General features: G+C 69.6%; 10 protein-coding genes. 1 reads left to right on the top strand and 9 read right to left on the bottom strand.

The window, feature by feature from the left end; all coding sequences use genetic code 11:
• The 9 genes from ACGF4F_RS02710 to ACGF4F_RS02670 form a co-directional block, all read right to left on the bottom strand.
• Window positions 1–921: a carbohydrate ABC transporter permease gene (locus ACGF4F_RS02710; protein ID WP_393074183.1), complete on the bottom strand. Its 921-nt coding sequence runs from the start codon at window positions 919–921 to the stop codon at window positions 1–3.
• 4 nt (window positions 922–925) lie between these two features.
• Entirely contained in the window at window positions 926–1,837 is a 912-nt protein-coding gene (locus ACGF4F_RS02705) for a sugar ABC transporter permease (protein WP_357442883.1), read from the bottom strand.
• 107 nt (window positions 1,838–1,944) lie between these two features.
• Window positions 1,945–3,243, bottom strand: a complete 1,299-nt coding sequence (locus ACGF4F_RS02700; protein WP_357442881.1) for a sugar ABC transporter substrate-binding protein — start codon at window positions 3,241–3,243, stop codon at window positions 1,945–1,947.
• A 152-nt stretch (window positions 3,244–3,395) separates the two neighbouring features.
• A complete protein-coding gene (gene araA / locus ACGF4F_RS02695; protein WP_357442878.1) occupies window positions 3,396–4,904 on the bottom strand; it encodes an L-arabinose isomerase in 1,509 nt (502 codons plus the stop codon).
• A gap of 5 nt (window positions 4,905–4,909) precedes the next feature.
• Entirely contained in the window at window positions 4,910–5,611 is a 702-nt protein-coding gene (locus ACGF4F_RS02690) for an L-ribulose-5-phosphate 4-epimerase (protein ID WP_357442875.1), read from the bottom strand.
• Window positions 5,608–7,290 carry a ribulokinase gene (gene araB / locus ACGF4F_RS02685; protein WP_393074177.1) on the bottom strand — a complete coding sequence of 561 codons (1,683 nt, stop codon included), beginning with the start codon at window positions 7,288–7,290 and terminating at the stop codon, window positions 5,608–5,610. The genes ACGF4F_RS02690 and araB overlap by 4 nt, the downstream gene beginning before the upstream one ends.
• A 144-nt stretch (window positions 7,291–7,434) precedes the next feature.
• Window positions 7,435–8,475 carry a LacI family DNA-binding transcriptional regulator gene (locus ACGF4F_RS02680; protein WP_357442869.1) on the bottom strand — a complete coding sequence of 347 codons (1,041 nt, stop codon included), beginning with the start codon at window positions 8,473–8,475 and terminating at the stop codon, window positions 7,435–7,437.
• Window positions 8,469–8,666, bottom strand: a complete 198-nt coding sequence (locus ACGF4F_RS02675; RefSeq protein ID WP_357442866.1) for a hypothetical protein — start codon at window positions 8,664–8,666, stop codon at window positions 8,469–8,471. The genes ACGF4F_RS02680 and ACGF4F_RS02675 overlap by 7 nt, the downstream gene beginning before the upstream one ends.
• A 134-nt stretch (window positions 8,667–8,800) precedes the next feature.
• Window positions 8,801–9,832, bottom strand: a complete 1,032-nt coding sequence (locus tag ACGF4F_RS02670) for a LacI family DNA-binding transcriptional regulator (RefSeq protein ID WP_393074172.1) — start codon at window positions 9,830–9,832, stop codon at window positions 8,801–8,803.
• 538 nt (window positions 9,833–10,370) lie between these two features.
• On the opposite strand from ACGF4F_RS02670, the gene ACGF4F_RS02665 reads away from it, so the two are divergent.
• On the top strand, window positions 10,371–13,766 hold the full coding sequence (locus tag ACGF4F_RS02665; RefSeq protein ID WP_393074778.1) for a family 43 glycosylhydrolase: 3,396 nt from the start codon (window positions 10,371–10,373) through the stop codon (window positions 13,764–13,766).
• Window positions 13,767–13,839 lie beyond the last annotated feature (73 nt).

The raw sequence follows: 13,839 nt of genomic DNA, 5'->3' as shown, positions 1-13,839 counted from the left end.
TCATCCTTTCAGGGCGCCGGACATGAAGCCGCGCACGTAGTGTCGTTGAAGCAGCAGGAACAGGACCATGCACGGAAGCGCGAGGACGACCACGCCCGCCTCGGTCGCGCCGTAGTCGACGACGCCCTGGACCTGGCCACGAAGGTTGGACACGGCGAGGGGCAGGGTCATCCGCTCGGAGTCGTTGATGAGGATCAGCGGCGCCATGAAGTCGTTCCACGCGGCGAGGAACGCGAAGAGCGCGACAGTGATCATGCCCGGCTTCACCGCGGGCACGAGTACGCGCCAGAGCGCGCCGAAGGACGAGCATCCGTCGACCAGTGCGGCCTCGTCGAGCTCCCGCGGCACCGCCTCGAAAGAGATGCGCATCAGGAAGGTGGAGAACGGCAGCTGGAACACCGTGAGCACGAGGGCCACGCCGACCAGGGAGTTCTGCAGTCCCACCTCGTTGAGCAGCACGTACAGCGGGATGAGCAACGTCGCGTACGGGACCATGAGGATGGCCAGCGTGATCAGGAACAGCACGTTCTTGCCGGGGAACCGGAACCGCGCGAACGCGTACCCGCCGAGCAGGGAGATCAGCAGGGTCAGGGCGACCGTCAGCGCGGACACGAACGCCGAGTTCGCGAGGTAGCGCCAGATGCCGGCCTGGTAGTTGGTCAACGTCTCGTAGTTGCCGAACCCCCAGCCGTGCGTCTGGTTCGTGCCGGCCTGCGGCGCGACGGAGGCGACGGCCGTCCAGACGAGCGGAAACAGGAAGATCAGGGCCAACGCCCCGGTCAGTACCCAGTAGGGCGTCCGCAGTGCGACGCCGGCGAGGGTGGTGGTACCACCCGAACTGCCTGGTGCGGCCGGGGCCGTCGTAGGCGTCGACGGCCGTTCGCTGATCGCGGTGGCGGTGGACGGGGAACCGGTGGGCATCGCGTCAGCTCTCCTCGGACCGGAAGGCGCGCATCTGCAGCGCGTTGATGATGACCAGGGCCACCAGCGCGATGATGGAGAGGGCCGCCGCCACCCCGAGGTCGTTCTGGCCCTGGAACGCCACCGAGTAGATGAGCTGAACCACGGAGATCGTGCTGTTGTCCGGGCCGCCCTTGGTGAGGATGTAGAACTGCTCGAAGGCGAGCAGGGAGCCGGTCACGCAGAGCACGGTGGTCAGCGCCAGTGTCGGACGCAGCAGCGGCAGGGTGACCTTCCAGAACGTCTGCCAACGGCTGGCGCCGTCCATCCGCGCAGCTTCGTACACGTCCGCCGAGATGCCCTGCAAGCCGACGAGCATGAGCACCATGTAGAAGCCGGCGTAGCGCCAGACGATGAGGAAGATCGTGGAGAAGAGCGCCGCGTTCGGTGAACCGAGGAAGGTGAAGCCCCAGCGCTCCATCAGGGGTGCCACCGGGCTGGCGTACGGCGAGTAGAGCACGTAGAACAGCAGCGATGCGGAGGCCAGCCCGAGCGCGCTGGGCACCAGGAACGAGGCGCGGACCAGGTTGTTCCATCGGCTCGACTCCTGCACGAGCAGGGCTAGGCCCAGCCCGAGCAGCAGCAGCAACACGGTCGCGAGCACCGTGTACTTGATGGTGAACACCACCGATGAGGTGAAGAACCGGTGGTTCACCGCCTTCACGAAGTTGTCGGGGAAGTTGATTCCCTGGTCGCCGGCCAGCAGCGGCCATCTCGACGCCGACATCCGGATCACAAGCAGCAGCGGAACAGCGAACAGCGCCGCCACGAAGACCGCGGTCGGTGTGGCGTAGAGCCAGCCGAGCAGGGCTCGACGGCTGCTGCGACGGGCGACGCGTCGAATCGCCGCACCGGATGGAGGTGCGTTGACTCTCATGGAAACCTCTCGTTCATTGGCCGGCGGGCAGCTGCCGCGTGCCGGGTCGGTGTCGTGCCGCGAGGGTGTGCCGGACCGGCGGCCCGGCACACGCCCACGGCGAACGGCTACTGCCCTAGCACGGCAGAGATCTCGTCGTTGTCCTTCTGGAGATTGCCGCCCTCACCCAGCACCTGGTTGCGCACGAGGGTCAGCCACGGGCTGTTCGGCGCGTTGAACGCCTGCTGGAAGTTCAACGCGACCGGCGTGTCACCCTTGCCGGCCACCTCGTTGATGGTGACCAGCCGCGGGTCCTGGGCGGCGTACTTGTTGTTCGCCAGGTCGGAGCGCGACACCACGTCCTTGTTCTTGGCCAGGACCTCGACCTGGGCCTCCTCGGACATCATCCAGTTCAGGAAGTTCCAGGCCTGCGCGGCCTTCTTCGAGTCTTTGGAGACACCGATGCCGTCGCCACCGACGAAGGTGGAGGCGCCACCGTTCGGGCCGGGGATGCCGGCGACCCCGACATCGAACGGCGTCGAGGAGAGCAGCGTCGCCGGGTAGAACATCAGGCCCACCTTGCCCTGGGTGAACCCGGCCGTCCAGGTCGGGCCCGCCTCGTCCTTCGACGACGGGAGCACGGCACCGGACTTCCACAGGTCCCGCCAGGTGCTGTAGACCTTCTGGGCGGTGTCGTCCGCGAGCTTGGACTTGGCGCCGTCCTCGCTGAGCACCTCACCGCCGCTGGCCCAGATGGTGGGGAACCAGGTGAAGACCAGGCACCCGCCGCAGTTCAGACCGGTTGCCGTGCCGTAGACGCCATCCTTCTTCAACGCCTGGATCGCCTTGGCGGCGGCGGCGTACTCCTCCAGCGTCGCCGGGGCCTTCTCCGGGTCCAGGCCGGCGTCCTTGAACAGCTGCTTGTTCCAGAACATCATCGACAGGTCCAGCACGAAGGGCAGCACGTACGACTTGCCCTCGCGCGTGCCGGCCGCGAGGTGCCCCTTGTTGATGGAGTCCTTGAAGCCGAGGCCGTTGATGTTCGAGCTGAGGTCCTTGAACAGCCCCTGCTGCACCCAGTTCGGCACGTAGACGATGTCCGCGGCGAACAGGTCGGGAAGCCCGCCCGAGCCGGCCGCCGCACCCACCTTCGCCACGTAGTCGTCGTTCGGGACGACGGTCAGCTTGACCTTGTTCTTGTGGCTGGAGTTGTACGCCTCGACGAGGAGCTTCGCCTGCTTCTCCAGCGGTGCGCGGGTCCAGAGGGTCAGCTCACTGCCGTCATCGGTGCCATCGGGCCCGGCCTGCACCGCTGCCGACCCCTTCGAGTCGTCCTTGCCGCACGCGGCCGCGCCGAGGGCCAGCGCCGCCACGAGGACTCCTGCCAGCGAGCGCAGGCCAACTCGCCCGCGCGAGGTTCGTCTCATATCCTTCTCCTAGGCTCATCGTTCGATCCGCGCCGCGGTCCCGGCGAGGCTGGAAATTTCTACGTGTGGTGCGTCGGTCCGCACGCCCGCAGGACTCCGTTGGCGTCGGAGATCCCACGGGCCCGGTCCGCCCGGCCGGCCGGCAGGCGGGATTACGGTCGCTGGGCCAGGCGGTGGTACGTGCTGTTCCAGCGGATTCGATCGGCGAACGACCGGGGGTCGGTCGCGGCGTCGATCATGAGCAGCTCGACACCGGCCATGTCGGCGAAATCGGCAAGGGCTTCCCGGCCGACCGCGGTGCTGAGCACGGTGTGGTGCGGACCCCCCGCGAGCAGCCAGCACTCGGCCGACGTGGCGAGATCGGGGTGTGGTTTCCATACCGCACGGGCGACCGGCAGCCGCGGCAGCGGCTCATCCGGCTCCACCAGGTCGATCTCGTTGGCGGTCAGTCGGAGCCGGCCACCCAGATCGGCCAGGCCGACCACGAGACCGGGGCCGGGCGCGGCGGTGAAGACCAGGCGAACCGGGTCCTCGCGATCTCCGATCGACAACGGGTGGATCTGCAGGCTCGGCCGGCCGTCGGCGATGCTCGGGCAGACCTCAAGCATGTGCGCGCCCAGGATCTTCGGCTCGCCCGGCCCCCAGTGGTACGTGTAGTCCTCCATGAACGAGGTGCCGCCGGGCTCGTCTCCGGCCACCACCTTCAGGATGCGCAGCAGCGCCGCCGTCTTCCAGTCCCCCTCACCGCCGAACCCGTAGCCGTCGGCCATCAGGCGCTGCACGGCGAGACCGGGGAGTTGCCGCAGACCGCCAAGGTCCTCGAAGTTCGTCGTGAAGGCGTCAAAGCCACCGGCCTCGAGGAACTGGCGGAGGCCGAGTTCGATCCGGGCGCCGTAGCGCAGGGACTCGTGCCGCTCGCCGCCGCGACGCAGCTCAAGTGCCACGTCGTAGCGCTCCTCGTACTCGACGACGAGCTTGTCGACGTCAGCGTCACCCGCCTCGTCGACGGCCGCGACGAGCGCGTTCACCCCGTAGGCGTTGACCGAGACACCCAGGGTCGCCTGCGCCCCGACCTTGTCGCCTTCGGTGACGGCGACGTCGCGCATGTTGTCGCCGAAGCGGGCCATCCGCAGCGACCGAGCCGCCCGCCAGCCGGTCGCCGCGCGGGCCCACGCGCTGACCCGGTCCGCGACGCCCGGATCGCCGGCATAGCCCGCGACGGTCTTGCGGGCCACCCCCAGCCGCGACTGCACGTACCCAAACTCGCGGTCGCCGTGTGCGGCCTGGTTGAGGTTCATGAAGTCCATGTCCAGCTCGGCCCACGGCAGCGACCGGTTGGCCTGGGTGTGCAGGTGCAGCAGCGGCTTGCCCAGCGCGGACAGGCCGGCGATCCAGGCCTTCGCCGGTGAGAACGTGTGCATCCAGGCGATGACGCCGACCACGGCATCGTCGGCTGTGGCGTCCAGGCAGGTGCGGCGGATCGCGTCGGCGGTCGTCAGCACGGGCTTCCACACCAGGCGAGCGTTAACGCGCAGGCCGCCGGCGAGCGCCTGGCACACCTCGCGGGACTGCGCCGCGACCTGTTCGAGCACGCTCTCGCCGTACAGTGCCTGGCTTCCCGTCAGGAACCAGATCTCACCGGGTTCATCTACTGTCGGCACGAGTGTCACTCCGTTCCATCGGACCGGCCGGGCTGGCCGTACACGTTCTGGTAGCGCGCGTAGAGCCGGTCCACGTCGACCGGATCGATCGCCCGCGGTGTGCCGAGCTGCCGTGCGAGGTGGACGGTCCGCGCGACGTCCTCGCACATGACCGCCGCCTTCACCGCGTCGCGGGGCGTCGACCCGATCGTGAACACGCCGTGGTTGCGCATGAGCACGGCGGGCGATCGGTGCCCGGAGAGCGTCTCCACAATGCCCCGGCCGATGGAGTCATCGCCGATCATGGCGAACGGTCCGACCGGGATCTCGCCGCCGAACTCGTCGGCCATCGCGGTGAGCACGCACGGGATGGGCTCGCCGCGAGCTGCCCACGCCGAGGCGTACGTCGAGTGGGTGTGGACGACACCGCCGACGTCGGGCCGGTGCCGGTAGACGTACGCGTGGGCCGCGGTGTCGCTCGACGGGTTGAGGTCACCCTCGACCAGGTTGCCGTCCAGGTCGCAGACGACGATCGAGTCCGCCGTCAGGTCGGCGTAGTCCACCCCGCTCGGCTTGATGACCATCAGATCGCGACCCGGCACCCGGCCGGACACGTTGCCCGCCGTCCAGGCCACGAGGCGGTACGCGGTCAGCTGCGCATGAAGCGCCGCAACCGCCTCCCGGATCGTTCGCACCGCTTCGGTGAGCGTCGTCTCGTACATCGTCATCGGGTCTCCGCCTCCCGCCGGATCCGGCGCAGCTCGTGCATCACGTCGTTGCCGCCGCGGCCGAAGTAGTCATGCAGCCTCAGGTACTGCGCGTAGAGCGCGTCGTAGGCCGCGGCGCGCTTCTCGTCCGGCTGGTAGACCGCGACGTCGCGCCGGCCCATGGCCGCCGCCGCGTCCGGCACGCTCGGGTACGCGCCGGCGGCGACCGCGGCGTGGATCGCCGAGCCGACCGCGGGTGCGTGCACGGAACCCACGATGCTGATGGGCAGCCTGGTCACATCGCTGTAGAGCTGCATCAGGAACCGGTTCTTGACCAGGCCTCCCGCGACGACGAGTTCGGTGACCGGCACGCGTCCCGCGCGCAGGGCGTCGACGATGGCGCGGGTGCCGAACGCGGTCGCCTCCAGCAGCGCCCGGTAGATGTCCTCGGGCCGGGTCGCCAGGGTCAGCCCGACGACGAGACCGGAGAGTTCATGGTCGACCAGGACGGACCGGTTCCCGCTGTGCCAGTCGAGCGCGACCAGGCCGTGCGCGCCGACCGGTTGCAGGGCTGCCTTCTCGGTGAGCAGGTCGTGCACCGAGATGCCTCGGGCGCGTGCCTCGTCGACGTAAGCCGGAGGGGTGTTCCGCTCGGTGAACCAGGCGAAGATGTCCCCGACGCCGCTCTGGCCGGCCTCGTACCCCCAGAGCCCCGCGACGATTCCGCCATGGACCACCCCGCAGATGCCGGGCACCTCGGTCAGCACCTCGGCACTGACCACGTGGCAGGTCGAGGTGCCCATGATGGCGACGAGCTGGCCGGGCTCGACGGCCCCGGCCGCGGGCGCGGTCACGTGGGCGTCGACGTTGCCGGTGCAGACGGCGATTCCCGCCGGGAGACCGGTCAGCGCCGCGGCCGCGGGCGTCAGGCTGCCGGCTCGGGTGCCGAGCGCCGCGATCGGGCCGGCGAGCTTGCGGCTGACGAAGTCGGTGAAGCCCGGGTGCAGCGCCGCGAGGAAGTCCTCGGCGGGGTAGCGGCCGTCCTGGTAGATCGCCTTGTAGCCGGTCGCGCAGGCGTTGCGGACGTAGGTGCCGGTCAGCTGCCAGACGATCCAGTCGGCGGCCTCGACCCAGCGGTCGGTCCGGGCATAGACCTCGGGGTCCTCCGCGAGGAGCTGAAGGCCCTTGGCGAACTCCCACTCCGAGGAGATCCGACCGCCGTAGCGACTGATCCAGGGCTCACCGCGCTCGTGGGCCAACTGGTTGATCCGGTCGGCGTGGCGCTGGGCCGCGTGGTGCTTCCAGAGCTTGACGTACGCGTGCGGCCGGCCCGTCAGCTCGGGCAGCTCGCACAGCGGTGTGCCGTCCGCGAGGGTGGGCAGCACGGTGCAGGACGTGAAGTCGGTGCCGATGCCGATGACCTCGTCGGCGGCGATGCCGGCTGCGTTGACCGCCTCGGGCACCGCGTGGCGCAGCACGTCGAGGTAGTCCGCGGGGACCTGGAGCGCCCAGTCGGGCGGCAGCCGCTCACCGCTGGCAGCCAGGAACTCGTCCATGACGCCGTGCGCGTACTCGTGGACCGCGGAGCCGACCACCGCGCCGTCGCGGACGCGGACCACCACTGCCCGGCCGGACAACGTGCCAAAGTCGACACCCACCACGTACCCGGAGGCGTGAGCGATAACGGAGCGCGGCAACATCGGGTTCCTCCAACCAGGTACGTGCGCAATCGCGGCGTAGGCGTGTGAGCGGAGTCACCCGAGATGTTAGCGTTAACTTCGGCGGCGTCAAGACTCGAAGAAGAGATTGTTTCGAGCAGGTTGCGCGCGGTCGTCGAGGGCGCCCTACCGGCGACGGTGCGACGTGCTGTTGCGAACCACGAGCTCAGGTGGGATGAGCGACGAAGCCCCAGGCTCCTCGCCCCCCTCGATCTCGCTCAACAGGATCTCGATGCTGCGCCGCCCGACATCCCGGAACGGCTGGCTGACCGTGGTCAGCGGCGGCGTCATGAACGCGGCTTCGGGGATGTCGTCAAACCCCACCACGCTGACGTCCTCCGGCACCCGCACCCCTGCCTCGTGCAGCCCCCGCAGCACGCCCAGGGCCATCGAGTCGTTGGCCGCGAACACCGCGGTGGCCCGACGATCCCGGGCCAACTTCTGGCCGGCAACGTACCCGGACTTGGCGCTCCAGTCGCCAACGAGCTCTCGCGGCACCGTTCGCCCGTTCTCCTCGAGCGCGGCCAACCAGCCGTCGACACGCCCGTTCGCCTCGCTCCAGTCCGACGGCCCCCGCACGTGGTGAACGGTCTCATGGCCCAGGGACAGCAGGTGCTCGGTGAGCATGCGGGCACCCAGGACCTGGTCGACCGAGACACTGGTGACGTTCGGCAACGCGTTCTCCACCGCCACGACCGGAACGTCAGTCGGCAACGCGCGGACGAACGCCATCGCCTCGGCAGCCTGCGGAGCGATCAGGACGAGCCCGTCCACCGACTGGCCCACGAGACGCTGGACGGCCTGGGTCGCCGCCTCAGCAGTGGGCCGGCGCAGGCTCGCCACGCTCACCGCGTATCCCGCGTCCTCGGCGGCATGCTCGATGCCGTTGAGCATCGAAGCCGGACCATAGAGCGTGGTGTCGAAGCAGACGACGCCGAGCGTCTGCGAACGCCGGGTGACCAGGCTCCGCGCGGCGCTGTTGCGTCGGTAGCCGAGCTGCTCGATGGCCAGCAGAACCCGCTCGCGGGTCTTCGGGCGCACCGACTCGGGCTCGTTGAGGACGCGGGACACGGTCATGTGCGACACGCCTGCCAGGCGCGCGACGTCCCCCATGACCGGCAACCGGCGGCCCCTCGGCGCATTCACTTCTGATGGTTCCTTCACCATTTGAGGCTCATCATCCTCGATTTCCGAGCGGCGCCAGGGAAGCCTTCCCGCGGGTGGCCAGCTCGATCGGACGCAGCGGTCAACTTGACCAACGAGTCGTCGACCCCCACCACGCCCGGCAGGACCTCATCATGCAGCCGGACCTCACCCGGCCCGTGCAGCCTGGCCACCTTCATGGTCGAGTCGGCCATGGAACCCCTCCCCGACGCGGAACGTTAACGGTAACATTTTGGCGGAGGACCGAAATGTTGCCTCGTCCAGTGACACTCCGCAACCCCGCTCCGGTGCCCGCACGGCGGCGTCGCGCCCGACCCGCCCGTGCGCCTCAGCCGAAGGGCACGGTCGACTCGCGCAACACGACGCGGCCGGGGAATTCCTCCGAGCTGGCCATGGCGACGCCGTCGATGGCCGCGAAGAGCCGCTGGCCGGCGACCGCACCGAGGCGTTGGAGATTCATGTCGATGCTGGTCAGGCGGGGGCGGGAGTGCGCGGCGATGGCTTCCCAGTTGTCAAAGCCGATCACCGAGATGCTGCCCGGCACGTCGCGACCGAGGTCGCGCAGGGTGTCCAGGACACCGCGCGCGATCTGATCGCTGCCGCAGAATATCGCGTCGACCTCGGGGTGCTGCCCGACGACCAGGCGTGCCGCGGCGCGCCCCCAGGACTCATCCCACGACCCGAAGTACGGCCGGTCGCCGACCAGGGCCAGGCCGGCGGCGGCGAGCGCCGCGACGGCGCCCTCGGCACGGTCCCGGGCCGCCTGGAAGCTGGCTTCACCCGTGATCTGGGCGATGTTGCGCCGGCCGCAGGACAGCAGGTGGTCGACGGCGAGCCGCCCACCACCCACGTTGTCGACGGTGATCGAGATGTCGTCCGGGTTCGCGGAGGGGGCGTAGACGTAGACGACCGGGACCGGGATGTTGCCGGTCAGCGGGGGGCGGGGATCGGTGCGGGATCCCACCACGATCAGGCCGTCCACGCGCCGAGACAGCAGCGCCCGGACGTGGTGCAGCTCCCGGATCGCGTCGCCGCGCGCGTCACACAGGAAGACCGAGACCTGCCCCGCGCCGAAGGCGTCCTCCGCTCCCATCAGAATGGGAATCGAGAAGCGACCCTCCAGGTCGCTGGTCAGCAGTCCGACGGTGCCGGTCCGACCACTGAGCAGTCCACGGGCGAGGGCGTTCGGCGCGAAGGACAGCACCTCCGCGGCCTCCAGCACACGCGCCCTCGTGGCCGCCTTCACCTCGCCTCGCCCGTTGATCGCCTTGGACGCGGTGGCGACCGACACCCCGGCGAGCTTGGCGACATCGGTCAGCGTCGGCGCGCGGTTGGCGAGGGCCTCGCGCTCAGTGGTCATCTCACGCTCCCTCCGCGCGATCGGCACCTGCGCGCCGCACCATGACGGACCGCCGAAGGTGCCTTGACGGCCACTTCCGGGCGGCAGTACATTCCTTAAACCTTTTCGTCAATGTTTCGGCACGAGCACAGCCCGGCGACCTCCGCCAGCGTCGGTCGCGCTGAACATTACACCGCAAAGTCAGCCACCCCACGCGCCAAGGAAGCGACCGCGACCCGCGTCCCGACGCGCTACTCACGGCGTCGGCGCGCTGGTCCGCCGGTCTTACCAGCTCCAGGGAGAGCACGTGAAGATCCATAACTTCCATCGGCGGGGCCTCGAATGTTAGCGCTAACATCGGCGCCTCCCTTGATCGTGGGCTAGGAGCCGGCGTGACAGGCCCCTCCGAAACCCTTTGCGATCCGGGCCGCCGAGCGACCGGCGAGTGGGGTGCGCTCCTGACGCCACGATTCGTCCGCTCGGTCCGGCGGCCCTAGCCCCATCGGCGCCGACACCGCTCCCCCACACCAACAGTGAGGAGATCCGAACCGTGAACACCATGCTGGGGCGCGGTGCCGCGCCACCAACCCGCCGGCCGTTGCGGCGGTTCCGTCGGGCGGCCGCCGCGGTGGCGGTCGCCGGGCTCGTCGCCGGCGGCCTGGTCGGGGTCGCCGCACCCGCCTACGCCGCCGACTCGTACACCTTCACCAACACCCGCAATCCCATCCTCGGCGACGGCAGCTACTACTCGGCCGACCCGGCGCCGGTCGTCGTGCCGGCCGGCGCCCCCGGCAACGACAGCGGCCGGGACCAGCTCTACATCTACACCGGCCGCGATCAGGCCGGGCCGTCCACCAACGACTTCATCATGAACGAGTGGGGCGCGTTCCGGACCACCGACGTCGCGTCGGGGCAGTGGACCCACTACCCGTCGCTGATGCGCCCGGAGACGGTCTTCGCCTGGGCGACGCCAGGACGCGCGTACGCGGGCCAGATGATCCAGGGCGTGGACGGCCGCTACTACTGGTACGTTCCGGTCTCCGAGCGGAACAGCACGGCGTCGGACAAGTTCGCCATCGGGTTGGCCGTCTCCGACACGCCGACCGGGCCGTGGAGCGACTACGTGGGCGGACCGCTGATCTCCCAGCGGGTGCCCACGACGAACACCATCCAGAACATCGACCCGACGATCCTCATCGACGGCGAAGCCCCCAACCAGCGGGTGTACGTCTACTGGGGCACGTTCGGCCAGCTGCGGATGCTCGAGTACCAGCAGGACATGAAAACGCCCGTCGGCACCCAGCGCACCATCACCGGCCTGACCGGCTACTTCGAGGCACCTTGGATCTTCAAGCGCAACAGCACCTACTACCTGGCGTACGCCGGGAACAACGCCGGCCCGACCTCGTCGTGCACCCCGGCGAACTACCACGCCTGCATCGCCTACGCGACCGCGTCGTCGCCCACCGGACCGTGGACCTACCGGGGCACGGTGCTCCCGCCGGTGTCATCGACCACGAGCCACCCGGGCATCCTGGAGTTCAACGGCCAGTGGTACATCGCGTACCACACCGCCGACGCCGTAGGCGGCGGGCACTTCCGCCGTTCCGTGGCGCTCGACCGGGTCGAGTGGGACGACACCCAGACCCCGCCACGGATGAAGACGGTCACGCCGACCCCGGTCAAGGGACGCGACCTCACGCCCCGGGCGAACATCGCCCAGGAGGCGAAGGTGACCGTCTCCAACGAGCCGGTGCCCACGCAGTACTGGGTCAAGGCGCTCAACGACGAGATCGTCCGGTCGAACCCCCTGCCCCCGGACATGTGGGGCACCTGGACCGGCAACAACCCGCCCCAGCAGTGGGTGCAGTACACGTGGAACCAGCCGATGCGGATCTCCGGTTCGCAGATCGACTTCTGGAACGACCAGCCGCAGGGCACCGGCGTCGGCGTCGCCGCGCCTGCCCGCTGGCGCATCCAGTACTGGAACCTCGCCACCGGCCAATGGACGGACGTGCCGAACCCGAGCGGTTACCCAACCGGCACGCAGGGCTTCCAGAACACCACGTTCGACCCGGTGACCACCACCCAGGTCCGCGCGCTGTTCGACGCGTCGACCAACGGCAGCACCTACTCGGCGGTGGCGGTCGAGGAGTGGAAGATCCTCGCCGCGCAGCCGGCATCCGTCACCGCGCCGTCCATGACGGTCGAAGTGGGTGAGGTCGAGCTGCCCGACACCCTCCCCGTGGCGTTCGGCGACGAAACGCTGCAGATTCCGGTCTTCTGGGACCCACTCACGCCGGAGCAGGTCACCAAGCCGGGCACGGTCACGATCCAGGGCACCGTGCTCGGCTACGCCGGCGGCCGGGTCTCCGCGCAGGTCAACGTCATTTCACCCGACGACACCGAGGGCGATGTGACCCCGCCGACCGTGACGCTCACGCCCAGCGGCAGCGCCGGCGCCGCCGGCTGGTTCCGGTCCGCCGTGCGGGTGCGTGTCGCCGGTGTCGACGACCGCGGCGGCCGGCTCACCATCGAGTCGCGGGTGAACGCCGGCCAGCCGGTGGTCGCCACCGACGTACGGCACGTGGACGTCAACGTCTCCGGGGACGGGCAGCACACCGTCACGGCGACCGCGACCGACCGGGCGGGCAACGCATCGGCACCCGCGAGCCTCGCCGTACGCATCGACGCGACAGCACCGGTCAGCGCCGCCACCGTGGACGGCACCACCCGAGGGGTCACGGTGACCGCGAGGGACACGACCTCCGGAGTCGCCCGCATCGAGTACGCCATCGACACCGGGGCGTGGACCACCTACAGCGACGCGATCGCGGCACCCGACGCGAACAAGCACACCGTGTCGTTCCGCGCGATCGACCTGGCCGGGAACCTGGAGACCGCCAAGACGGTCACCATCCCGGCGGACCTGTACGGGCCGCTCACCGACAACATCGGACCGATCGCGACCCCGTCCGCCTCCTACACCGCGAGCTGGAACAGCCTCACCGCGCTCAATGACAACGCCGATCCGCCCAGCCCGAGCCAGGCGCAGATCTGGGGCACCTGGTCCGGCACCCGCCCGGCCACCCAGTGGGTCCAGTACGACTGGTCTCGCCCGGTACGGCTCGTCGGCACGGAGCTGAAGTTCTGGCGGGACTCCAACCGCGGCACCGGCGACGGGGTGGCCCAGCCCGACGGGTGGGTGCTGCAATACTGGGACGAGGCGGCCTCCGCCTGGCGCGACGTGACCGGCGCTGCCGCCTACGGCACCAGCACCACCGCGTTCAACACCGTCACCTTCGACCCCGTCACCACGCCCCGGGTACGGGCCACGGTCCAGGCCAACGGCAACGGCACCACCTACTCCGCGGTGGCGATCACCGAGTGGCGGATCTTCGCCGACGACCCGGGGGTCGCGGCCCAGTTGCTGAAGGCGGCGCAGGACGCGGTCGCCGCCGCCGAGACCAACCCGTCGGCGGACACGATCACGACCGCCGAAACGGCCATCGCCAAGGTCACCGACGCCACCCAGGTCACCGCCCTGAACCAACGACTGACCGTCGTGAAACACCTCGTCCACACCCGCGACCTGCTCAACCGCATCGCCGCAACCGAACTCACCACCCCCGCACAACTCGACGCCGCCGTCACCGATCTCACCGACGCCACCGCGACCCTGGAACAGATACCCACCGACCGGCAGGGCGACCTGCCACAGCAACTCGCCACAGCGAAACGCCGCCTCGCCGACGCCCTCGCCGACTTCTTCGCCACACCCATCCAAGGCAAACCGGAACCGATCAAACGACCCTGGCTCGACCTGGTCATCTCCGACACCTACGACCGCACCGGCACCACCGACCTACACGACCACGTGATGTCGATCGTGCGCAGCCACACCACCGGCCAGCAGGTCACCATCGCCATCAACGAATTCCTCGCCACACGCTAAACGGAAAACAGTCCCGCCTCGGCTCGGGGCGGCGCAGGACCCACCGGCGCCGCCCCGAACCACCGACCGAACG

Origin of the sequence: Micromonospora sp. NPDC047740 (assembly GCF_043204735.1) — a bacterium.
Lineage (GTDB): Bacteria > Actinomycetota > Actinomycetes > Mycobacteriales > Micromonosporaceae > Micromonospora.
The sequence above is the reverse complement of the archived record's forward strand: the minus strand, read 5'-3'. Positions and strand labels throughout refer to the sequence as shown.